This window comes from Paenibacillus rhizophilus, assembly GCF_003854965.1.
Taxonomy (GTDB): Bacteria; Bacillota; Bacilli; order Paenibacillales; family Paenibacillaceae; genus Paenibacillus_AQ; species Paenibacillus_AQ rhizophilus.
The window spans coordinates 356,958-379,780 of the sequence record NZ_RQPI01000001.1; the positions used below are offsets into that span (position 1 = coordinate 356,958).

The window sequence follows — 22,823 nt, forward strand, 5'->3', positions numbered from 1 at the left end:
GGTGGCTAACAATGAAACAGAAAAAAGTGCCGCTGCGCAAATGCGTCGCCAGTCAGGAAATGATGCCCAAGAAGGAACTTATCCGCATTGTAAGGACGCCCGGAGGCGAGGTCTTGATCGATCTTACCGGGAAGAAGTCGGGACGCGGAGCGTATATTTGCGGCAAGCTGGAATGCTTCAAGCTGGCTCAGAAGACCAAGGCCCTGGACCGGGCACTGAAGGTTCCGGTGAGTCAGGAAATATACGAGCAGCTCGCCAGGGATTTCGTATCCGTGGAAGAGCAGTTCCTTGCGGCAAAGGAAGCTTCGGACGATGAGTAAGGCTCTCTCAAATCTTGGGCTGGCCATGCGTGCGGGGAAAGTGGTTACCGGCGAAGAGTCTGTGCTGAAAGCGGTCCGTTCAGCAGAGGCGAAGCTGGTTCTCTTGGCGGGAGACGCTTCAGACAATACGCAGAAGAAATTCCGCGACAAATGCGGAAGTTACAATATTCCGCTGGTGGTCGAATTCAGCCGTGACAGCCTGGGCGCTTCTATCGGTAAGGATGGACGCGTCGTGCTGGCCGTTACGGACAAAGGATTCGCAGAAATGATCTCCAAGCAACTGGGGGATAATGTCGGAGGTGGTATTATTGACTAAACAAGACAGCAAAGATAAACTGCGGGTTTACGAATACGCCAAATCGCTTAACATGAGCAGCAAAGAGATTATCACGATTTTGAAACGCCTGAACGTTCCGGTGAATAATCATATGAGCGTTATGGAAAATGACTCCGTATCGAAGGTGGAACAGTTCTTTAAGGATATTAAGTCAAATGCCGCGGCCAAACGGGAAAATGAAGGCGCAAACCGCCCTGCCCAGACAGCTACGGCAACGATAGAAGCGCACAGCGCAAATAAAAATCAAACGGAAAAGCAGGTAGGTATGAACAAACCAAATAATAACTCATCGACAATGTCGTCAAGACCCCAAAGCGGGCAGGATTCCCGCAGAAATCAGACCGGCTCCGGGCAGCAGCGCCCGCAGGGTCAAGGTGGAGCGCCGCGTCCAGGTGGACGTCCGCAAGGTCAGGGAGGAGCATCTCAATCCCGTCCGCAAGGTCAAGGCGGAGCGCCACAATCCCGTCCGCAAGGTCAGGGCGGAGCGCCACAATCCCGTCCGCAAGGTCAAGGCGGAGCTCCCCGTCAGGGCGAAGCTCGCCCGCAGGGCCAAGGCGGCCAGCGGCCAGGCGGATTCGGCAGCGGCGGGAATCGTCCGCAAGGCCAGGGCGGAGCGCCACAATCCCGTCCGCAAGGTCAAGGCGGAGATTCCTCCCGCGGCGGAGACCGGAACTCCAAGAATCGTCAGGGCGGCAACCAGAGACGGTTCGAGGATGGCAAAGGCGGCAATTTCCGGAACAACGGACGCGGCGGCAAGAACCAACGCGGAGGCAGAAACCAGCAGCCGGTTGAGCGCCGCGAGAAAATCGACAACACGCCGAAGAAAATTATTGTCCGCGGCAACATGACCGTCGGAGAAACAGCAAAGCTGCTTCACAAGGACGCTTCAGAAGTAATCAAGAAGCTGATTCTGATGGGCGTTATGGCTACGATCAACCAGGAACTGGATATCGAGACCATTCAACTGCTAGCCGGTGAATTCGGCGTTGAAGTCGAAGTGAAGATACCGGTCGAGGAAGACCGCTTTGAAACCGTCGAAGAGAACGATGCTCCCGAAGATCTGCAGGCACGTCCTCCGGTCGTTACCATTATGGGTCACGTCGACCACGGTAAGACAACGCTGCTTGACGCCATTCGTTCCACGAACGTAACCGGCGGCGAAGCAGGCGGCATTACGCAGCATATTGGCGCTTACCAGGTCGAAATCAACCATAAGAAAATTACGTTCCTCGATACTCCGGGTCACGAAGCGTTTACGGCGATGCGTGCCCGCGGAGCGCAGGTTACCGATATTACGATTATCGTCGTAGCGGCCGACGACGGCGTCATGCCGCAGACGGTTGAGGCCATCAACCATGCCAAGGCTGCGGGTCTGCCGATCATCGTCGCTGTTAACAAGATCGACAAGCCGGGCGCGGACCCGGACAGAGTGAAGCAAGAACTGACCAATTATGAGCTCGTCCCTGAAGAGTGGGGCGGCGATACCATTTTCGTTAATGTTTCTGCCAAGCAGCGCATCGGTCTTGAGGATCTGCTTGAAATGATCCTGCTCGTCGCGGAAGTGAACGAGTACAAGGCGAACTCTGATAAACGGGCACGCGGTACCGTGATTGAAGCCGAGCTGGACAAGAGCCGCGGTCCGGTAGCCCGCATTCTCGTTCAGAACGGAACGTTGAAGGTGGGAGACGCCTTTGTTGTGGGCAACTGCTTCGGACGCGTACGGGTCATGGTGAGCGACAAGGGCCGCCGTCTGAAGGAAGCCGGTCCTTCCACGCCGATCGAGATTACCGGTCTGACGGAAGTTCCGCAGGCGGGCGATCCGTTTATGGTATTCGAAGACGAGCGGAAAGCGCGTCACATCGCCGACAGACGGGCGATTACCCAGCGCCAATCGGAGCTGAACACGAATAGCCGAGTAACGCTGGACGATCTGTTCAAGCACATCAAAGAAGGCGAGATCAAAGACCTCAACGTCATTATCAAGGCTGACGTTCAAGGCTCGGTCGAGGCTCTTAAAGGGTCCCTGGCCAAGATCGAAGTGGAAGGCGTGCGCGTTAAGATTATCCACAGCGGAGCAGGCGCGATTACGGAATCCGATATTACGCTTGCAGCTGCTTCCAATGCGATTGTCATCGGCTTTAACGTTCGCCCGGATGCCCAGACGAAGGCTGCCGCCGAGCAGGAGAAGGTCGATGTGCGTCTGCACAACATCATTTACAACGTGATCGAGGAAATCGAACAGGCAATGAAGGGAATGCTGGACCCGGTATTCAAGGAGAACGTTATCGGCCATGCCGAGGTGCGCAGTGTGTTCAAAATCAGTAAAGTGGGTGCAGTTGCCGGCTGTATGGTTACCGACGGCAAAATCGCCCGCAATGCGGAGACCCGCCTGATCCGCGGCGGCATCGTCGTGTTCGAAGGCAAGATCGACTCCCTGAAACGCTTTAAGGACGATGCCAAGGAAGTAGCGCAGGGTTATGAGTGCGGTATTACTTTGGAACGCTACAATGATCTCCAGGAAGGCGACATCATCGAAGCGTTTATCATGGAAACCGTAGAGCGCTAACCTAAAGAGGTGAATAAACATGTCTAAAATTAGAGCCGGACGCGTAGGAGAACAGATCAAGAAGGAACTCAGCCGTCTGATTCAAGCCGAGCTTAAAGATCCCCGGGTCGGGTTCGTTACGGTTACCGGCGTAGATATTACCAATGACCTTTCCCAAGCGAAGGTATACCTTAGCATTTTCGGAGACGATGAGCAGAAGAACGCATCGCTTAAGGCGATTGAGAAAGCGAACGGCTTTCTGCGTTCGGAGCTTGGCAAGGCAATCCGCCTTCGGCATACGCCGGAACTGATCTTCAAGTTCGACGAATCCGTCGCCTACGGCAGCCGGATCGAGAAGCTGCTTGGCGAAATCGGCAAGCAGGACGAGAGCCAGGAATAACCAAAGGAGACGGCGAATGCAGAGCTATGAACAAAGTCTTCGGCAGATACATCAGTTTCTGCTGGACCACGACGATTATCTTGTAGTGTCGCATATTCAGCCGGACGGAGATGCAGTCAGCTCTACCCTAGCGGTGGGCTGGCTTCTCTCATGTCTGGGCAAGAAATACACTATGCTTAACGAAGGGCCGATCCCGACCCGGATGAAATACTTGTGGAGGGCAGAGCAAATTGCCGATATGTCGGTAAATCCTCCGGAACGCATGTTCAGCAATGTCATTTGCGTCGACTGCGCCGATTTTCAGCGTGTCGGCCAGACACAGCGCTATTTTGAACCGGATGCTTCGATCGTGAACATCGATCATCATCCGACCAATAACGGCTACGGCACGGTTCAACTCATTAAGCCGGACGCTGCGGCTACGGCCGAGATTTTATTTGATCTGCTGAAAGAATTCAACATCACATGGGATGCCGATATTGCGACAGCCATTTACACCGGCCTTTTAACCGATACGGGCGGTTTCCGCTATTCCAATACTTCTCCCAAAGTAATGGAAGCTTCTTCTGAACTGCTCTCGTTTGGAGTAAATGGACCGGAACTTGCGGAAACGCTGCTGGAGGAAATGACTCTCCCTCAGGTGAAAGTTCTTACCAAAGCGCTGAACACACTGCAACTATCCCCTAAGGGGGACATTGCTTGGGTATATGTTACGCCTCAGGACATGATTGACTGCGGCGCGGCCAACGAGGATTTGGAGGGGATCGTCAATTATCCCCGCAATATCCAGGGTGTTGAGGTCGGTATGCTGTTCAAGGTCATTCACGACCAGGCGGTTAAGGTCAGCTTCCGTTCCGCCGGCAGAGTAGATGTAGCCGCTCTGGCTCAAGTTTTTGGCGGCGGGGGGCATACCCGAGCAGCCGGAGCCAAGTTGGATGTTCCCCTGGAACAAGCGATTTCGCTTGTGCTTAAGGAGGTCAACCGGCTGTTATGAGTGAGCTTGAAGGCGTTCTGGCTGTGTACAAGCCGGCCGGCTTTACCTCGCATGACGTCGTAGCCAAGACGCGGCGCATGCTCGGGATGAAAAGAATCGGGCATGCCGGCACGCTGGACCCCCAGGTTATCGGTGTTCTGCCGCTTTGCCTCGGACGGGCCACGCGCATCGTGGAGTATATTCAAGAGCTTCCCAAAGAATATATCGCCACACTTCGGCTAGGCATGTCCAGCGATACGGAAGACCTGACCGGCACTGTGACGGAGACGGCGGAAGAAGTTAGGGTAACCGAAGAAGAGGTAAGACGGACGCTGGATTCGTTCCGGGGGATCATTTCTCAGACGCCTCCCATGTATTCCGCGGTTAAGGTGGGCGGCAAGCGTCTCTACGAGTTGGCCCGTGAGGGCAAAACGGTGGAGCGCAAAAGCCGGGAGGTTGAGATTTACGAGATTGAGATGTCGGATATGGTCTGGAGCGGCAGATTTCCGGATATTACTTTCCGCGTCCTATGCTCCAAAGGCACCTATATCCGTACGCTTTGCGTCGACATCGGACATGCGCTCGGGCTGCCCGGGGTAATGGTCAAGCTGGAACGCACGATGTCGGCGGGGATTCGGGCGGACCGCTGTCTGTCGCTAGAAGAAATCGGCGAGCGTATGGCGAACGGGACTCTTCAGGAATATCTTATTCCGGCCGATGAGGCCATCAGCCATCTTCCTGCCCATAAGGTGGCGGACGAGAAGAAGGCAGCCGCCCTTCAGGGACAGCGGTTGTCAGCACGGTTTGTAACGCCTGAAGTCCAAGAAATGGGTCCCTTTCGGCTCTATGACCAGCATGGAGGTTTTCTCGGAATTTACGAACCCGAGGATACCGGTTCAATCGCTCCCGTGAAAGTATTTGCCCAAATGTGATTAAATTATAAGAGTTTAAGCTTAGTGATTATCTTTTGTCTTATTTTTCGAGAAACGAACGCCGCCATTAAAGGACGGCGCCGCCGTTTCTTCTTAACTAAGTGAAGTGCAGGTGAGAAACAGCGTGAGAACCGTAACGTTAACCTATCCGATGCCGCCGGAGGCAGCAGCCGAGTGGGCGCAGCCCCAGATTGCCGCCTTGGGTCAATTCGACGGCCTGCACCGAGGGCATGTCAGCGTCATTTCCTCCGCCGTGGCTCTGGCCCGCAAAGAAGGCGTACCGGCAGCGGTCATAACTTTCTATCCTCACCCAAAAGATGTTATGGGAAAAGGGGATTACGAAGGATATTTGACTCCCCCCCGCGACAAGCGGGAACTGCTTGCCGAGATGGGCGTCGATATTTTGTTCGTCATCGAATTCAATGAGGAACTCTCCCGGGTGAGCCCGCGGGACTTTGTGCTCGGCATGCTTCTGCCCCTGAAGATTACTGCGGCCGTTGTCGGATTCGACTTCCGCTTCGGCTACATGGGCGAAGGAGACGCCGATATGCTGCGCTTGCTTGGCAACGGAGCCATGAGAGTGGAGACCGTTCCGCCGTTCTTGCTCAATGGCGTGAAGGTGAGCAGCTCCGGTATTCGAAAAGGCCTGCAGAATGGGGAAATAGAGCTGGTCAACTTTTGGTTCGGCCGGCGCTACCATCTGCGGGGAACGGTGGCTCACGGTGAGAAGCGCGGACGCACCATCGGGTTTCCAACCGCGAATCTGGAGCTTGAGGACCGGTATGTCATACCTTCCAGAGGCGTGTATGCCGTTCGTGCTTTCCATAATGGAAAGGCGATGCCCGGAGTCATGAATGTGGGTGTGAAACCGACCTTTCACGAAGGAGTTACCACGCCAACGTTTGAGGTTCATCTGTTGGATTTTTCCGGAGATTTGTACGGCCAAGAAATGATGGTAGAACTGGTTTCTTTTATCCGGCCGGAGCACAGGTTCGATTCGGTGGAGTCCTTGATCGCGCAAATCCGCGAGGATGCGAAGACAGCCGGGAAGATTTTGCAAGAATATTAATCTTTGTTTTTCTGCATTTGGCATTTATAGATCTTACCTGTTGCATTGCCGGATCTTTCCGGCGACGTTTACTTTTGTTTTATATAGTGCTATACTGATTAACGTTGCTGGATTGTCAGCATCCATAACCTTGGCTTGGTCATTCGAGTGTCACCGACGGTGACGAGGCCACTGGCGATTATAATGAAGGAGGTGAACAGGATGGCATTGACTCAAGAACGCAAGCATCAACTGATCGACGAGCACAAAACTCATGAATCCGATACCGGATCTCCAGAGGTGCAAATTGCTATCCTCACGGAGAATATCGTTAATCTGACCGACCATTTGCGTACGCACAAGAAGGATCATCATTCCCGCCGCGGATTGCTGAAGATGGTAGGTCAACGCCGTAAGCTGCTCGCGTATTTGAAGAACAAAGACGTGCAGCGTTACAGTGCTTTGATCGAGAAACTGGGATTGCGTCGTTAATAATCCATAAGTTTACCCTGAAAGCAGCCTGGTTGTATACCGTATGTGCTTCCAAGAAGCGTCAACGGGACAACTGGGTTGCTTTTTGAAAATTGGGGAAAAATTTAGCAGTGTTCGAACACTAAGAACGTTAATAAACGGCTCTTTTCCCTTATGCGAAAGGTCATGCGGACCTTGATTAACATTAAATTGAAGATTTTGAGGTCCCCGCAAAGTACCTGAGTTATGATTCAAAACCCAGGGCTTCACTTTGTGGGGTTATCTTGTATTGCATAGAGAACGTGCGTATAGCCCCATCATAGGGATACGCCGTTTTATTTTGAGCAGATCAAATGAACCTGCTGCAGGTCAAGCGGGTCTGCTCCCATCCAAGGAGGGACTTTATGGAAAAACATGTAGAAATGCAGCTTGGGGGCAGAACCCTGGTGCTGGAAACGGGACGGCTTGCCAAGCAGGCGAACGCCGCCGTTATGGTCCGTTACGGCGATACGTCGGTACTCTGTACGGTAACGGCTTCAAGCGAGCCGAAGGATTTGGACTTTTTTCCGCTTACCGTGAACTATGAAGAACGCTTGTATGCAGTCGGTAAAATTCCGGGCGGATTTATCAAACGCGAAGGCAGACCGAGTGAAAAAGCGATTTTGTCCAGCCGTCTGACAGACCGTCCGATTCGCCCGCTGTTCCCCGAAGGCTTCCGCAACGACGTGCAGGTGCTGAACCTGGTAATGAGCGTCGATCAGGACTGCTCTCCTGAAATCGCGGCTATGATTGGAACGTCCGCTGCGCTCAGTATTTCCGATGTGCCGTTTAGCGGTCCAATCGGCGGTGTAGTGGTTGGCCGGATCAACGGTCAGTTTATCGTCAACCCGACGATCGCGCAGCAGGCAGAGAGCGAAATCTTTCTGGTCGTATCCGGAACGAAAGACGCCATCATGATGGTGGAAGCGGAAGCTAATGAAGTGCCGGAAGAAATCATGCTGGAAGCGATCATGTTCGGGCATGAAGAGATCCGCGGCATTGTAGCGAAGATTGAAGAGCTGGTGCAGATTGCCGGCAAGGAAAAAATGACCGTGAAGCTGCACGCCGTCAACGCCGAAGTGAATGCCGAGGTCCGTGCTTATGCTCAGGAGCGGCTGGTAGAGGCGGTTAAGATTGCCGAGAAGCATGCCCGTCAGGATGCAATCGACGCAGTCAACAACGAGACGGTAGAATATTTCACGGAGAAATATATCGAAACGCCTGAGCTGATTGGCGATGTGAAGGAAGTGCTGCACGATATCGTCAAGGAAGAAGTCAGACGTCTGATTACCCATGACAAGGTTCGTCCGGACGGCCGGAAGCTGAACGAGATCCGCCCGATTGATTGCGATACGTCGCTGCTGCCGCGTACCCACGGTTCGGGATTGTTCACCCGCGGCCAGACGCAGGCCCTCAGCGTATGTACGCTCGGCGCGCTTGGCGATGTGCAGATTCTTGACGGCATCGATTTGACCGAAACGAAACGGTTCATGCATCACTATAACTTCCCGCCGTTCAGCGTAGGGGAAGCCCGTCCGCTGAGAGCGCCTGGACGCCGCGAAATCGGTCACGGAGCGCTGGGTGAACGCGCCTTGTCCAAAGTTATTCCAAGCGAGACCGAATTCCCGTACACGATTCGCCTCGTATCCGAGGTGCTGGAATCGAACGGATCGACTTCCCAGGCGAGCATTTGCGCTAGTACCCTGGCGATGATGGATGCGGGCGTTCCGATTAAAGCCCCGGTTGCCGGCGTGGCGATGGGTCTGATCAAAGACGGTGAGCATGTATCCATCCTGACCGATATTCAAGGCATGGAAGACCATCTCGGTGACATGGACTTCAAAGTGGCAGGTACGGCGGAAGGCGTAACCGCGATTCAAATGGACATCAAGATCGATGGCATCGACCGCCAAATTCTGCAGGAAGCGCTTGAGCAGGCCAAAGAAGGCCGGATGTTTATTTTGAGCAAAATGATGGAGGCCATTTCCAAACCGAGAGAGAGCCTTTCTCAATATGCGCCCAAAATTATCATCATTCAGATCAATCCGGACAAAATCCGCGACGTTATCGGCGCAGGCGGCAAAATCATCAACAAAATCATCGAAGAGACCGGCGTGAAGATCGACATCGAGCAGGACGGCCGCGTATTCATCGCTTCTTCGGATGAGGAGATGATTAAAAAGGCGCGTTCCATTATCGAAGGCATCGTACGTGAGGTCGAAGTCGGCGAAATTTATGTCGGCACCGTTAAGCGAATCGAGAAATTCGGAGCTTTTGTGGAAATTTTACCAGGCAAAGACGGTTTGGTGCATATTTCGCAGCTGTCAACCGATCGTGTAGGCAAAGTGGAAGACGTAGTTGCAATCGGCGATACCATCACCGTAAAAGTTACCGAAATCGACCAGCAGGGCCGCGTGAATCTGTCGCGCAAGGCCGTATTGACCGCGGAAGCCAAGGCGTAAGGCCTAGGATCTTGACTGGAATCGACGCTCATTTGTTACATTAAATTTGAAAAGAGGCAGAAGCTTAAATTCTGGCTCTTTTTTTGAGCTGTAACTCCACTTTTGTGGAGTTATTTTGCTTAAAGCAGCTTTCCTTCTCATCAGACAGCTCCTCAGCGCGGCGGATATCCGTTCCTGGCAGCTCAAAGGCATAATAAGGCGTCTTGTCTCATAGGCTGGGACAAAAGGGCTGAAAGTGTCTGCCGGGGCCTCTGCAGAGGCCGGCGGTTTCGCTAAAGCGCAAGGCCGCATGACGGCTAAGCGCGTGGGAGGAAGTCGTGATGAGACTGGAAAAAGCGGCGGTCGTGCTGGCCTGCATGGCTGTAGTGATCGGAATCGGCAGCAGCGCCGGGCCGGTAAAAAACATGCTGGAGCAGCTTCATACCTCCGACGGACTGGCCGTTCTGAAGCCGTTCGGAGATACGGAGAACGAACTGCGCAGTGTCATTGAATCCAAAGCCGCGCAGATCAGCGGCCCGCCGGTGAACGCAAGAGTGGATCGAGTATGGAAAGCTATTCCCGGCTATAACGGATTGGAGATCGACGTGGAATCGACCTATAAGCGGGCTCTGCTGCTTCCTGCGGGCAGTGCGATTAAATATATTTACAGACAGACCGCGCCTGCCGTCTCGCTGGACGATCTCGGGGCACAGCCGATTTACCGGGGAAATCCCGCCAAGCCGATGGTCTCGCTGATGATCAACGTCGCATGGGGGAACGAGTACATAGTGCCGATGCTGAACATTTTGGATGAGGAGCATGTGAAGGCGACGTTTTTTCTGGACGGCAGCTGGCTGAGCAAGAACAACGTTCTCGCCAGGGAGATTCAGAAGCGCGGGCACGAAATCGAGAACCATGCTTATTCGCATCCGAACATGAGTACGCTCAGCAGGGTGCGCGCTGTTATGGAGATCGACAAAACGAAGAAGCTTCTGAAATCAAGCCTTGGAGTCGATAACCGCTGGTTTGCGCCGCCTTCGGGAGATTTTGACCAGGAGACCGTGGAGATTGCCCGCGAATTGGGGCTGAAGACGGTGCTGTGGACGGTTGATACGGTTGACTGGCGCCATCCTTCTCCGGAATCGGTCGTTGCCAAAATTACCGCGAAGGCGGAGCCGGGCACACTTGTGCTCATGCATCCCACCTCTTCGTCATCCAAGGCGCTGCGCGGAATGATCCGCGGCATCAAGGCCAAGGGACTGGTGCTCGGAACAGTCAGCCAGACGCTGTCGCCGGAACGTGTGCTGCCTAGCGATGTTGAGTGAAGCTCCCGTTTCTGTTAGGATATAAGGCGCCCAGGTAAATAGAAAAGGCAAACGAAAGGCTAGGGGCAGGAGGACTTTTTACGTGGAAAAAATGGTATTATCAAACGGGTTGCGGGTAGTCATGGAGAAAATCCCGACAGGCCGGTCCGTTTCCTTCGGAATCTGGGTAAAGACGGGTTCAAGGAACGAAACGCAGGAGAACAACGGGATTTCCCATTTTATCGAACATATGCTGTTCAAGGGTACCGACCGGTTCGACGCAAAGGCCATCGCGGAGCGGTTCGACTCCATCGGCGGGAATGTCAATGCGTTCACATCGAAAGAATACACCTGTTATTACGCTAAAGTGCTGGATGAGCATCTGCCGATCGCCGTCGATGTGCTGGCCGACATGTTCTTCCGTTCGAAGATGGATGCGGAGGAATTGGCAAAAGAAAAGAACGTTATTCTTGAGGAAATCTCCATGTACGAAGATACACCGGACGATCTTGTGCATGATCTGATGTCGATGGCCGCCTACGGCAGTCATCCGCTAGCCTACTCCATTCTTGGACTCAAGGAACGGCTGGAAGCCATGACCCCGGATGATCTAAGGGCCTATATGAAGAAACAATATACGATCGAGAATACGGTGATCAGCCTTGCCGGCAATTTCGACGACAGCGTGGGCGATCTGCTGGAGCAGTATTTCGGATCGTTTGCCGAACATGGCGACGCTGGTCCGCTGGACCCGCCCGATTTCCATGGGGATTTATTGTTCCGGCGCAAAAAAACGGAGCAGAACCACATTTGCCTGTCTCTGCCCGGCTGTGCGAATGACGATCCGCTGCAATATGCGATGGTGCTGATCAATAACGCCGTCGGCGGCGGCATGAGCTCACGGTTGTTCCAGGAAATCCGTGAAAAACGCGGACTGGCCTACTCCGTATATTCCTATCACAGCTCGCAGGCGGACAGCGGCTTGTTTACCGTTTATGCCGGAACTGCTCCCAAGCAGACAAAGGACGTAATGGAACTGACCAAAGAAATGCTGTATGAGCTTGCCGTCAAGGGAATGGACGAAGACGAGATCCACAAGGGTAAGGAACAGCTCAAAGGCAGTCTGATCCTTAGCCTGGAAAGCACAAGCAGCCGGATGAACCGGCTTGGAAAGAACGAATTAATGCTTGGCCGGCATATCACGCTGGACGAAATGATTGCCAAGATTCAGAAAGTCACGATGGATGATGTTAATAAGGTTCTTGATCGGATGTTCGCCGAGCCGCTTGCGGCGGCGATGGTCGGATCTTCCGATAAAGCTATAGCCAATGTTAGGAGAGATGATCTTGTCTTACTACGTACAAATTCTCAAGCTTCCGGGCAATGAGAATGTAAATCTTCCCCGCAAAATGTCGGAACAGGCCTCGGGCTATGATCTGTTCGCCGCTGTCAGCGGCGATTTGACGCTTGAGCCCGGGGCGAGGGCGCTTGTTCCCACGGGAATCGCGCTCGCCATGCCGGACGGGCTGGAGGCACAGATTCGTCCGCGCAGCGGACTGGCGCTGAAGCACGGCATCACCTGCCTGAACACGCCGGGCACAATCGACGCCGATTACCGTGGGGAGATCAAGGTGCTTCTCATCAATCTGGGCCAGGAGCCCTTCGTCATCGCCCGAAATGAGCGGATTGCCCAAATGGTCTTCCAGGCCGTACCGTCCGTAACGATGGTGGAAGTGGAAGAACTGACAGACACCGAGCGGGGAGCGGGAGGCTTCGGCCATACCGGCAAATAGATACATAATCTATTTATAGTTATAGAGCTTGCGGGAACGGCCGTTTATACGGCCGGCGCAGGCTCTTTTTTTGCTTTCACCCATCCGCGTCTGCCCGCATAGGATGCTCTATAGTCGACAGTGTAATGTTGAAAGGAGCGTCATCCCTATGCTGACTGGCGTCAGGATCGTGTTCCTGGGCGGGGACGCAAGACAAATTGAAGTGATTCGAAAATGTGTGGAAATGGATGCGACGGTGAGTGCTGCCGGCTTTGATAAATGGGATTCCCCCTGCGAAGGGGTCAGTCTGGGGGGGATGTCCGCCGAGCTTCTGGACGGTGCGGACGTTCTGGTGCTGCCGACCGTCGGCTGCGACGACGAAGGCCATATCAGCGCGAAGTATACGGAGGAGCCACTGCAGCTTCTTACGGAGCATATCGAAGCGCTGCCCTCGCACTGCACCGTTTATACGGGCATGGCCAAGGAATATTTGAAGAGGCTGTGCGCGCAGCGCGGACTTGAGCTTGTGGAGCTGCTGGACCGCGATGACGTCGCCATTTACAACTCGATTCCTACGGCCGAAGGCGCGCTCGTTATGGCCATCCAGAATACCGATTTTACCATTCACGGCTCCAAAGCGATGGTGCTTGGCATGGGCAGAACCGGATTTACGATGGCCAAGAGCCTTCAAGGTCTTGGAGCGAATGTTACGATGGGCGTCCGGAAGCAGGATCATTACGCCCGGGCGGAGGTTATGGGCTGGAGTCCGTTTATGACGGATCAGCTGCTGGAGCATGTCAAGGACGTCGATTATATTTTCAATACAATACCGAGCCTGATCCTGACCGCCAAGGTGATCTCGCAAATGCCCCGGCATACCTGTATTGTCGATTTGGCGTCTGCACCCGGCGGAGTGGACTTCCGTTATGCGGAAAAACGGGGCATCAAAGCGATGCTGGCGCCTGGGCTTCCGGGAATCGTCGCTCCCAAAAGCGCGGGAATGATTATGGCGGGCGCGCTGCTGCAGTCGATTTCGGAACGGATTTTGGTGAAGGGGGATAAACAATGAACTGGCAAGGAATAACGGTAGGCTATGCAATCACCGGTTCCCACTGCACCTTTGCGGAGGTGATGCCCCAGATCAAGCGTTTTGTCGAAGGGGGGGCAAACGTGGTGCCCATCGTATCCGCGACGGTGCTTGGAACGGACACCCGGTTCGGCACATCGGAAAATTGGCTAAAACAGTTGAAAGATATAACGGGTAATGATATCATTTCTACAATTGTTGAAGCGGAACCGCTGGGTCCATCGAAGCTGCTGGATGTGCTGACCATAGCACCCTGCACAGGCAATACCACCAGCAAGTTGGCCAACGCCATGACGGACGGACCGGTTCTGATGGCGGCCAAATCTCAAATGCGCAACGGCCGGCCGCTCGTTCTGGCCATATCGACCAATGACGGGCTCGGCTTGAACGCGGCGAATATTGCGAAGCTCCTGGTAACCAAAAATATTTATTTTGTTCCCTTCGGACAGGATAATCCCGTACAGAAGCCGAATTCATTGGTAGCCCGTATGGAACTCATACCCGAGGCCTGCTATGCGGCGCTTCACGGCTCCCAGCTGCAGCCGATGATTATCGAACGGTTTCATTCAGCATAAGCTGTTGACGCATCAGATGACGACAACTTGTTGATACGTAAGCAGCTTCGGAACATAAATAGGCTAAACCGCTGCCGTCCTCCGCATGAGGGCGGTACAATCGTGTTTATTCCCTAAATTTTTGAACGAAGTTCCGGCAGCGCCCGGGATTCTTCTTGAGGAATAGTGCAGCCTGGCGTTAACTAATGGAGGAATTAGGAATGGGCATTTTGGTACAAAAATTCGGCGGGACCTCGCTTTCCACCCCGCAGGCCAGGGAACATGTAATCCGACATGTCAAACGGGAGCTTGAACACGGATACAGCCTGGTCATCGTAGTCTCGGCCATGGGCCGCAAGGGGGAACCCTACGCGACGGATACTCTGCTGGACTGGGTCTCCCAGAACGGCGACGCTCTTCAAGGACGCGAAAAGGATTTACTGCTGTGCTGCGGTGAAATTATATCGGCTACCACCCTGTGCAGCCTGCTGGAAGGAGAAGGCATTCCTTCGACAGTCCTTACAGGGGCACAGGCGGGGTTCCTGACGGATAGCAGCTATGGCAACGCACGAATCCTGGATGTCCGTCCGGAACGGATTCTGCGTGAGCTGCGCGCGCTGAAGGTAGTCATCGTAACCGGATTTCAGGGTCAGACGGAAGATGGGGACTTCACCACGCTGGGGCGGGGAGGGAGCGACACGTCGGCAACGGCGCTCGGAGCGGCGCTTCGGGCGGATATGGTCGACATCTATACGGATGTCAACGGCATTCTGACCGCCGATCCCCGCATCGTCGAGGATGCGAAGCCGCTGACTTATGTCAGCTATACCGAAATTTGCAACATGGCTTATCAGGGAGCCAAGGTTATACATCCCCGTGCTGTGGAAATCGCCATGCAGGCGCAGATTCCGGTCCGCGTCCGCTCTACTTTTTCGGAGAATGAAGGCACGCTCGTTACGCATCCGGAAGGCTTTCAGGATGTCCAGGCGGGAATTGTCGACCGATTCGTTACCGGCATCGCCTATGTCAGCAATATCACACAAATTTCCGTGGACTGCCCGGACGGCAACGGAACCGGCGTACAGCTGCAAATATTCAAGAGTATGGCAGATGCGGGCATCAGTGTAGACTTTATTAATGTTACGCCGACCAGCGCCGTCTATACTGTTTTTGACAATCATTCGGAAAAAGCAATCGCGGCGCTTCAAGAAATCGGACTTCGTCCAAAGAGCCTTTCCGGCTGCGTTAAGGTATCCGTAATCGGTGGCGGTATCAATGGCGTTCCGGGGATCATGGCCCGCATCGTGGAGGCGCTCAGCGTTCATAACATTCAAATCCTGCAATCCGCTGACTCCAACACAACGATCTGGGTACTGGTTAAGAAGGAAGATATGGTGCAATCGCTTCGCGCGCTGCATTCCAAGTTTGAATTACACCGTTAACAGGAGGAATTATAGGTGGATTTCGGAAGACTAATAACAGCCATGGTAACTCCTTATGACAAGGAGGGGGAGATCGACTGGGAAGCCGCATCGCGCCTGGTCGACTACCTGATTGAAGAGCAGAAGTCGGAGGGGCTCGTCGTCTGCGGAACAACGGGAGAGTCGCCTACACTGAGCGATGAAGAGAAGCTGCAAATGTTTTCCTTTGTTCTTGAAAAAGCCGCCGGACGCTGCAAGGTCATTGCAGGAACAGGCTCCTATAACACTAAGCACTCGATTGAACTGACACAAAAAGCAGAGAAAATTGGTGTCGACGGCGCGCTTTTGGTCGTCCCTTATTATAACAAGCCAAACCAGGAGGGACTTTACCTCCATTTCTCGGCGATCGCGGCCGAGACCAAGCTGCCGCTCATTTTATACAACGTTCCGAGCCGAACCGGAATTAGTATGAGCGCGAATACAACGATCAGGCTGGCGGAAATTCCGAATATCGTTGCTACGAAGGAATGCGCGTCTCTTGATCAGGTCGCCTTAATCGCGGCAGGCTGTCCGGATGATTTCCATGTCTACTCCGGAGACGATGCTTCGGCTCTGCCGGCTTTGGCTGTTGGAGGGCACGGGATTATAAGCGTGGCAAGCCATCTCGAGGGCACAAGAATGACGGATATGATCTCCGCTTATCTCTCGGGTAATGTACAGCTCGCCGGTCAGTATCACCGGGAACTGCTCCCGATTTTTAAGGGATTGTTTGAATGTCCGCAGCCGCTCCCGAATCCGTCCGCCGTCAAATACGCGCTGGAGCTCCGGGGAATCAATGTGGGTTCCGTCAGACTTCCTTTGACCCCGCCGAATGAGGCGGAAGCGGAATTTATCAGAAAGTTGGTACTATAGAAATTGGAGTATTCTGTTAGGCTATAAAGAACCGGTTCTCGTGATGAGTGCCGGTTTTTTTGTATTGTTTTTTAGCCGGCCTGAAATAATGCCCCGGTTTTGCGGAAAGAATACGGTTATCTAAACCCGCGACTTGTCTTTTGACAAAAATATCATGTATAATGTTGTTAAGTGACTGGGTGCGGTTAAAATTGAATATGCGGCAATTTCTTCCGTCATGGTTGGCACTAAAGATCTGTCTGAAGCCATAGGGTTATTTTTCCAGATCTGGATGTGTTTTATCAATAAAGGCGCTACGCGCGAGGGGCGCGTCTGAATGTTTGACGGCATTGTTTCGCTTACAGGAATGTGCTACCCGCGGGCGGGAAGCTCTCATTAGGGTTATTTTCTGCGCCTTTACGCCCATTGTCTTCTTAGCGGGGGGATTTTCTGCTTTTTGAATATGTTCAGTGCCGCTAAAGAATTGAAGTTCTTGATTTAAATAACATATGACGTCCAACATTAATAGGAGGGTTAGATTCATTTGTCCAAAAAAAACAACAACGATAAACTGATGATTTTCGCATTGGGCGGAGTCGGGGAAATCGGGAAGAACATGTACGTGGTACAATACGGCAGCGACATTGTGGTCGTGGACTCGGGACTGAAGTTCCCTGAAGAGGATATGCTCGGTATTGATATCGTTATTCCTGATATTTCCTATTTGACGGAGAATCGCGACAAGGTAAGAGGCATTGTGCTGACGCACGGCCACGAGGACCATATCGGTGGATTGCCGTATGTCCTCAAGCATTTGAACGTTCCGGTGTACGGAACGAAGCTGACGCTCGGTCTGGTGGAGAACAAGCTGAAAGAAGCGAACCTGCTCGGCGAAACAAAGCGCATTCTGATCAACGAGGATTCGGAGATCAAGCTGGGCAGCTCGCTGGTCGTTACTTTCTTCAGAACCAACCACAGCATTCCCGACTCTGTCGGCGTATGCATCGAGACCCCGGAAGGAAACGTGGTTCATACGGGCGACTTCAAGTTTGACCATACCCCAGTCAATGGTCAATTCGCGAATCTGCACCGGATGGCCGAAATCGGACAACGGGGCGTTCTCGCGCTCTTGTCCGACAGCACCAACGCCGAGAAACCGGGCTTTACTCCATCGGAGAAAAATGTCGGGATTGTACTTGAAGATATTTTCCGCAAAGCCGAACAGCGCGTGGTGGTAGCGACATTTGCATCCAACGTGCACCGTATTCAGCAAGTCGTCAACGCCGCTGAGCAGACGGGACGCAAAATCACCGTAATCGGCCGCAGCATGGTTAACGTCGTTTCCATCGCTTCCGAGCTCGGTTATCTGAATCTGCCCGACGGCATGCTGATTGAGCCGGAAGAAATGAACCGGATGGCGGCCAACCGGGTCGTCGTTCTCTGCACGGGCAGCCAAGGCGAACCGATGTCGGCGTTAACACGCATGGCGCGTTCGAGTCACCGCAAAGTGGACATTCTGCCTGGCGACACCGTTATCATCGCGGCAACGCCGGTACCCGGAAATGAGAAGTACATCGGCCGTACGATTGACGAACTGTTCCGTCTTGGAGCGGACGTCATTTACAGCGGTTCGAATTCCGGCGTGCACGTATCGGGACACGGCAGCCAGGAAGAGCTCAAGCTGATGCTCAACCTGATGAAGCCGAAATTCTTCATCCCGATTCACGGCGAGTACCGCATGCAGCGCAGACACGCTCTGCTGGCTCAATCAGTTGGCGTCGACCCGGACAACATCTTCATCACCGAGCTTGGCGAAGTGGTTGAGATTCAAGGCGGTTCGGCCCGCAAAGCCGGAAAGGTCACTTCCGGCAACGTGCTGATCGACGGCCTTGGCGTCGGCGATGTAGGCAATATCGTTCTTCGCGACCGCAAGCTGCTGTCGCAGGACGGCATTCTCGTTGTTGTCGTTACGCTGAGCAAGCAGAACGGCGCCATCGTCTCGGGACCAGACATTATTTCGCGCGGCTTCGTGTATGTCCGTGAATCGGAAGGTCTGCTTGACGAAGCCAACCGGATTGTTTCAAGCACGCTGCAGCGTCTGATGAGCGAGAAGGTCAACGAATGGGCATCGCTCAAGACTAGCGTCAAGGATGCGCTCGGACGCTTCCTGTATGAGCAAACCCGCCGCAGACCGATGATCCTGCCGATCATCATGGAAGTGTAATTAATTGTAAATTGGAAGTTGAACTCCATAAAGCCTCTCTCTTGCCGGAAATATTGGACGGTTTCCGGCGGAGAGGGGTTTTTTCGCATTTTTCGGACTTGCTTCATACTTTCATGGGCGTCTGCATAATGCCCGGGTGCGTTTAGTCATACTAACCGGGTGATTTATTACCATACGCTTGCTGCAGAGCTGGAGCGCAGGCGGAAAAGGGAGCGCTGAGCATGGAGAGCAATAAACCTAACGAGACATCAAACTATAACGAAGAGCAGGATCCTGCGGGAGAGGAGCCGGGCGGACAGGAGAATCGGCAAGCCGCCGCCGCGATCGGCATGGTGAAAGAATTCGGACAAACGGCCGCTCCGGCTGTCGAACCGGAGATTTATTGCATAACGATTATTGGTCAGATCGAAGGGCATATCGTCATGCCACCGCATAACAAAACAACCAAATATGAACACATTATCCCCCAGTTGGTCGCGGCTGAGCAGAGCAAGGCGGTCAAGGGTGTGCTTATTATTTTGAATACCGTGGGCGGAGATGTGGAAGCCGGGCTTGCCATTGCCGAAATGATCGCTTCGCTGTCCAAGCCGACGGTTACGGTGGTCGTGGGGGGAGGCCACAGCATCGGTGTGCCCATAGCTGTATCCTCCAGCTATTCGATCATAGCGGAAAGCGCCACGATGACGATTCATCCCATCCGTATGAATGGCCTTGTCATCGGTGTTCCGCAGACTTTTGAGTATATGGAGAAAATGCAGGAGCGGGTTGTCCGGTTCGTCACGTCCCATTCCCGTATCTCCGTGGATTGCTTCAAGGATCTGATGTTTAAGACGGGAGAACTCAACAGGGACATCGGCACGGCGGTCGGTGGCAGCGATGCCGTCAAATTCGGCCTCATGGACGAAGTGGGCGGAATCGGCACCGCAATGGCCAAATTGAATGAGCTGATTTCGCTAAGAGGCGTTCCTGCCGATACGGGAGGATTGACCCAATGATCCTATATTCCGTTATTTCCGCTGATCAGGTATGGGAGGGAGCGATACAGGCGCCGCCTTCATACGTTGAAGTCACTGTACAGGGCATTCTCATGCAGGTTGAGCCGCTAGACGAAGGCAGGGCAAGAATCGTAAGGCTGCTGAACTGCCCGCTGCGTCGTTATCTGGAACCCGGTCTTGCGCCGGGTCAAATCATTTCATTTTCGCCAGGGGCTGGCTGATAACCGTTCGCAGTAAGATCCGCATTTTCCGACAAAAGAGAACATAGGTACGCCACGCCATTATATGGTATAATACTGTTTCGGGGGTGACTGGCGTGGCAAAACGGAAAAAACGGAAAAAAAAGAAGGCGCTGCTGGGCAGCGTTTTAAAATATGAAATCTACGGTATTCTGCTGATTACCTTCTCGGTTATTGCATTATCCGGCGAGGCGGCTGTAGGACGCTCATTATCGAGCTTGGCCGGTTACTTGCTTGGCCGGTTCTATTTCGTTTTGCCGCTTGCCGGCATCTATTACGGATTAATGGTGATGATTTACCGGAAATGGCCTTCAAACTGGAACAGCCGGCACAGCGGAATTCTGCTGCTGGTGCTGTCGATGTGTCTGATGAGCAGCATTTCTGCCATGGAGCAGAAGCTTGGACCGCTGTCCATGCTTCATCCCGGCAATGTGCTGTCGCAGACCGGGAAGGATCTGGCCGGTGCTTTGTCTCCCGCCGTGAACGGCAGCAGCGTGTACATGCTGGGCAAAGATATCAGCGGCGGCTATGTCGGCGGGCTGGAATTCGCGGTTTTGCTGTGGCTGTTCGGAACGCTTGGCGCCAAGCTTCTTATGATCGTCATGCTTTCCATCAGTTTTATGCTGGTGACGAATCTTTCCTATATCGAGCTGTTTGGCCTGCTTAAAATCCGGGCGGTCAAGCTTGCGGAAGGCATCCGTCTCCGGGTTGCGAGCCGCCCGCAGGCGGTGCCGGTAACGGGCCGTAACGGAGACAGGACAACGGCGGGTTCGCGTTCTTCCCGAGAGGATGATGAGGAGGAGGATGAGGAAGAAACATCTCTCCCCAATCGAAAAGCGCCTCAGTTCTTCGAAAAGCTCATGCAGCGCAAACCCCCGCGTTCCCGATCTGAGGCTTCTCCGTTGCCTGATGACGAACACGGGGGGGAAGCGGAACGGGAGAATGTTCCGATCATTTCAGGCGTTTCTTCCCGTTCGGATTGGTCCGATTCGGACGAAGACAACGATTATGAATTCGAAAGTCAAGATCTGGAGCCTGTGACTCCTATCATACGCGATTTCTTTCAGCATATTCGTTCGGAAGGCTTAAGCGACGAGGACCGGGAGGACTGGAGCGGCTTCTCTCCGGCTGCGCGGAACAGTATTAAGCCGGACGACAGCTCCGGTTTCGAGGAACAGACGGAAGGTGCCGTCCAGGATGAGAACGGCGGCACCACGCCGGCAGCCGCCAGCGGTCTGGAGGAGACGGGCGAAGAGCTTCCCGCGGCTGTGGCTCCCAAGCCTGTCCCGCCGCCGAAGCCGTACAAGCTTCCGCCTTTCCGGCTGCTGACGAAGCCGAGCAACGGGGGCAAGGCCGGCGACCAGAACGATTATATGCAGACCGCACGCAAGCTGGAGGCGACGCTGGAAAGCTTCGGCGTCCGGGCGAAGGTGTTGGAGGTTGTCCGGGGTCCGGCGGTTACCCGGTACGAGATTCAGCCCGATATCGGCGTGAAGGTCAGCCGGATCGTCAATTTGACCGACGATATTGCTTTGGCGCTTGCCGCCAAGGATATCCGGATGGAAGCGCCGATCCCCGGCAAATCGGCCATCGGCATAGAAGTACCGAATCCGGAAGTATCGCTGGTTACCATGAGAGAAGTCATGGAGACTCAAATCTTCCAGGAAGCCGAGGCCAAGCTGACCATAGCTTTTGGCAGGGATATTTCCGGACAGACCATTATCGGCAACCTTGCCAAGATGCCCCATTTGCTCGTCGCCGGAGCAACCGGGTCTGGCAAATCGGTCTGTATCAACGGCATTATTACAAGCATTCTGTACAAGGCCAAACCGGACGAAGTCAAATTTTTAATGGTCGACCCTAAGATGGTTGAGCTCAATGTGTACAATGGCATTCCCCATTTAATGGCTCCAGTCGTTACCGACCCGAAACGCGCCAGCCTGGCGCTCAAGAAAATCGTGGTCGAAATGGAGAAAAGATACGAGCTGTTCTCAAAATCCGGGACCCGGAATGTGGAAGGCTATAATCTGCTTATGAAGGATAACCCGGCGGCTGTCCTGCCGTATATCGTCGTTATTGTGGACGAGCTTGCCGACCTGATGATGGTCGCCGCAGGCGATGTGGAGGACGCCATTTGCCGTCTGGCCCAGATGGCGCGGGCGGCCGGTATCCATTTGATCATCGCTACCCAGCGTCCTTCGGTGGACGTCATCACCGGCGTGATCAAGGCGAACATTCCTTCACGGATCGCCTTTGGCGTCTCGTCGCAGGTTGATTCGCGGACCATCCTGGATATGGCGGGAGCGGAGAAGCTGCTGGGCCGCGGCGATATGCTGTTTATGCCGATGGGCTCTTCCAAGCCGATTCGGGTTCAAGGGGCTTTCATGAGCGATGCCGAGGTGGAAGCGATCGTCCACTACGTCAGCAGCCAAGGTGAGGCGGAGTATGACGAGTCCATCGTTCCGGAAGTGGATGAGGCGGCGGGGGAAACCGAAGAACCGCAGGACGAGCTGTACGAGCAGGCGGTGCAGATCGTGCTAGAGGCCAAGCAGGCATCGGTATCGCTGCTCCAGCGCCGGATGCGGGTAGGCTATACCCGGGCCGCGAGGCTGATCGATTCGATGGAGGCCAGAGGCGTCATCGGACCGTACGAGGGCAGCAAGCCGCGCGAGGTGCTGATTTCGCTGGAACAGTATCAGCAGAGCCGTATCAGCTCATAATTTTAAGAAATAGCGTTCTTTTTCTTTGGAAAAGGAGCGCTTTTTTATTTGAGTTTTTGCTTTTTATCAACCTTTCTTTTCGTTCCTGAGGTGCATAGGATTCCCTCGCG

Annotated in this window: 20 protein-coding genes; all 20 read left to right on the forward strand. The window is 53.8% G+C overall.

What is annotated here, in order from left to right:
* Window positions 1–11: 11 nt before the first annotated feature.
* The 20 genes from rnpM to EH198_RS01825 all read left to right on the forward strand — a co-directional run bounded on the left by rnpM (window position 12) and on the right by EH198_RS01825 (window position 22,713).
* Window positions 12–320, forward strand: coding sequence for an RNase P modulator RnpM (gene rnpM / locus EH198_RS01730; protein WP_124693825.1), 309 nt, complete (start codon window positions 12–14; stop codon window positions 318–320).
* The gene (locus tag EH198_RS01735) at window positions 313–636 is read left to right on the forward strand and encodes a YlxQ family RNA-binding protein (RefSeq protein WP_124693826.1); all 324 of its coding nucleotides are present in this window, start codon (window positions 313–315) and stop codon (window positions 634–636) included. Before rnpM ends, EH198_RS01735 begins: the two co-directional genes overlap by 8 nt.
* Window positions 629–3,223, forward strand: coding sequence for a translation initiation factor IF-2 (gene infB / locus EH198_RS01740; RefSeq protein ID WP_185702707.1), 2,595 nt, complete (start codon window positions 629–631; stop codon window positions 3,221–3,223). The genes EH198_RS01735 and infB overlap by 8 nt, the downstream gene beginning before the upstream one ends.
* Before the next feature lie 19 nt (window positions 3,224–3,242).
* Window positions 3,243–3,602 carry a 30S ribosome-binding factor RbfA gene (gene rbfA, locus EH198_RS01745; RefSeq protein ID WP_124693828.1) on the forward strand — a complete coding sequence of 120 codons (360 nt, stop codon included), beginning with the start codon at window positions 3,243–3,245 and terminating at the stop codon, window positions 3,600–3,602.
* 16 nt (window positions 3,603–3,618) lie between these two features.
* Entirely contained in the window at window positions 3,619–4,596 is a 978-nt protein-coding gene (locus EH198_RS01750) for a DHH family phosphoesterase (protein WP_124693829.1), read from the forward strand.
* The gene (gene truB, locus EH198_RS01755) at window positions 4,593–5,507 is read left to right on the forward strand and encodes a tRNA pseudouridine(55) synthase TruB (RefSeq protein ID WP_124693830.1); all 915 of its coding nucleotides are present in this window, start codon (window positions 4,593–4,595) and stop codon (window positions 5,505–5,507) included. Before EH198_RS01750 ends, truB begins: the two co-directional genes overlap by 4 nt.
* Before the next feature lie 124 nt (window positions 5,508–5,631).
* Window positions 5,632–6,576 carry a bifunctional riboflavin kinase/FAD synthetase gene (locus EH198_RS01760; protein ID WP_124693831.1) on the forward strand — a complete coding sequence of 315 codons (945 nt, stop codon included), beginning with the start codon at window positions 5,632–5,634 and terminating at the stop codon, window positions 6,574–6,576.
* Window positions 6,577–6,777: 201 nt separating this feature from the next.
* Window positions 6,778–7,047 carry a 30S ribosomal protein S15 gene (rpsO, locus tag EH198_RS01765; protein ID WP_025690244.1) on the forward strand — a complete coding sequence of 90 codons (270 nt, stop codon included), beginning with the start codon at window positions 6,778–6,780 and terminating at the stop codon, window positions 7,045–7,047.
* A 383-nt stretch (window positions 7,048–7,430) separates the two neighbouring features.
* Window positions 7,431–9,527, forward strand: coding sequence for a polyribonucleotide nucleotidyltransferase (gene pnp, locus EH198_RS01770; RefSeq protein WP_124693832.1), 2,097 nt, complete (start codon window positions 7,431–7,433; stop codon window positions 9,525–9,527).
* A gap of 320 nt (window positions 9,528–9,847) precedes the next feature.
* Window positions 9,848–10,831: a polysaccharide deacetylase family protein gene (locus EH198_RS01775; RefSeq protein WP_124693833.1), complete on the forward strand. Its 984-nt coding sequence runs from the start codon at window positions 9,848–9,850 to the stop codon at window positions 10,829–10,831.
* Between the two features lie 82 nt (window positions 10,832–10,913).
* Window positions 10,914–12,197: a M16 family metallopeptidase gene (locus EH198_RS01780; RefSeq protein WP_124693834.1), complete on the forward strand. Its 1,284-nt coding sequence runs from the start codon at window positions 10,914–10,916 to the stop codon at window positions 12,195–12,197.
* On the forward strand, window positions 12,157–12,603 hold the full coding sequence (gene dut, locus EH198_RS01785) for a dUTP diphosphatase (RefSeq protein WP_185702708.1): 447 nt from the start codon (window positions 12,157–12,159) through the stop codon (window positions 12,601–12,603). The genes EH198_RS01780 and dut overlap by 41 nt, the downstream gene beginning before the upstream one ends.
* 148 nt (window positions 12,604–12,751) lie before the next feature.
* Window positions 12,752–13,651 (forward strand): dipicolinate synthase subunit DpsA, encoded by a 900-nt coding sequence (gene dpsA / locus EH198_RS01790; RefSeq protein ID WP_124693836.1) that lies wholly within the window; start codon window positions 12,752–12,754, stop codon window positions 13,649–13,651.
* Window positions 13,648–14,244 carry a dipicolinate synthase subunit B gene (locus EH198_RS01795; RefSeq protein WP_124693837.1) on the forward strand — a complete coding sequence of 199 codons (597 nt, stop codon included), beginning with the start codon at window positions 13,648–13,650 and terminating at the stop codon, window positions 14,242–14,244. The genes dpsA and EH198_RS01795 overlap by 4 nt, the downstream gene beginning before the upstream one ends.
* 200 nt (window positions 14,245–14,444) lie before the next feature.
* Window positions 14,445–15,665: an aspartate kinase gene (dapG, locus tag EH198_RS01800; RefSeq protein WP_124693838.1), complete on the forward strand. Its 1,221-nt coding sequence runs from the start codon at window positions 14,445–14,447 to the stop codon at window positions 15,663–15,665.
* A 15-nt stretch (window positions 15,666–15,680) separates the two neighbouring features.
* On the forward strand, window positions 15,681–16,556 hold the full coding sequence (gene dapA / locus EH198_RS01805; protein ID WP_124693839.1) for a 4-hydroxy-tetrahydrodipicolinate synthase: 876 nt from the start codon (window positions 15,681–15,683) through the stop codon (window positions 16,554–16,556).
* A 523-nt stretch (window positions 16,557–17,079) separates the two neighbouring features.
* Entirely contained in the window at window positions 17,080–18,759 is a 1,680-nt protein-coding gene (locus EH198_RS01810) for a ribonuclease J (RefSeq protein ID WP_124693840.1), read from the forward strand.
* Window positions 18,760–18,980: 221 nt separating this feature from the next.
* A complete protein-coding gene (locus EH198_RS01815; protein WP_124693841.1) occupies window positions 18,981–19,754 on the forward strand; it encodes a ClpP family protease in 774 nt (257 codons plus the stop codon).
* Entirely contained in the window at window positions 19,751–19,975 is a 225-nt protein-coding gene (locus EH198_RS01820) for a YlzJ-like family protein (RefSeq protein ID WP_124693842.1), read from the forward strand. The genes EH198_RS01815 and EH198_RS01820 overlap by 4 nt, the downstream gene beginning before the upstream one ends.
* A 95-nt stretch (window positions 19,976–20,070) precedes the next feature.
* Window positions 20,071–22,713 (forward strand): FtsK/SpoIIIE family DNA translocase, encoded by a 2,643-nt coding sequence (locus tag EH198_RS01825; protein WP_124693843.1) that lies wholly within the window; start codon window positions 20,071–20,073, stop codon window positions 22,711–22,713.
* The last annotated feature ends 110 nt before the right edge of the window (window positions 22,714–22,823 follow it).

What these genes read in the sequence shown, in the direction of transcription:
- rbfA (WP_124693828.1), top strand. Translation starts at nt 3,243, where the DNA reads ATGTCTAAAATTAGAGCCGGACGCGTAGGAGAACAGATCAAGAAGGAA.
- rnpM (WP_124693825.1), top strand. Translation starts at nt 12, where the DNA reads ATGAAACAGAAAAAAGTGCCGCTGCGCAAATGCGTCGCCAGTCAGGAA.
- EH198_RS01750 (WP_124693829.1), top strand. Translation starts at nt 3,619, where the DNA reads ATGCAGAGCTATGAACAAAGTCTTCGGCAGATACATCAGTTTCTGCTG.
- dapG (WP_124693838.1), top strand. Translation starts at nt 14,445, where the DNA reads ATGGGCATTTTGGTACAAAAATTCGGCGGGACCTCGCTTTCCACCCCG.
- truB (WP_124693830.1), top strand. Translation starts at nt 4,593, where the DNA reads ATGAGTGAGCTTGAAGGCGTTCTGGCTGTGTACAAGCCGGCCGGCTTT.
- EH198_RS01815 (WP_124693841.1), top strand. Translation starts at nt 18,981, where the DNA reads ATGGAGAGCAATAAACCTAACGAGACATCAAACTATAACGAAGAGCAG.
- EH198_RS01775 (WP_124693833.1), top strand. Translation starts at nt 9,848, where the DNA reads ATGAGACTGGAAAAAGCGGCGGTCGTGCTGGCCTGCATGGCTGTAGTG.
- rpsO (WP_025690244.1), top strand. Translation starts at nt 6,778, where the DNA reads ATGGCATTGACTCAAGAACGCAAGCATCAACTGATCGACGAGCACAAA.
- EH198_RS01795 (WP_124693837.1), top strand. Translation starts at nt 13,648, where the DNA reads ATGAACTGGCAAGGAATAACGGTAGGCTATGCAATCACCGGTTCCCAC.
- EH198_RS01735 (WP_124693826.1), top strand. Translation starts at nt 313, where the DNA reads ATGAGTAAGGCTCTCTCAAATCTTGGGCTGGCCATGCGTGCGGGGAAA.
- EH198_RS01820 (WP_124693842.1), top strand. Translation starts at nt 19,751, where the DNA reads ATGATCCTATATTCCGTTATTTCCGCTGATCAGGTATGGGAGGGAGCG.
- dpsA (WP_124693836.1), top strand. Translation starts at nt 12,752, where the DNA reads ATGCTGACTGGCGTCAGGATCGTGTTCCTGGGCGGGGACGCAAGACAA.
- pnp (WP_124693832.1), top strand. Translation starts at nt 7,431, where the DNA reads ATGGAAAAACATGTAGAAATGCAGCTTGGGGGCAGAACCCTGGTGCTG.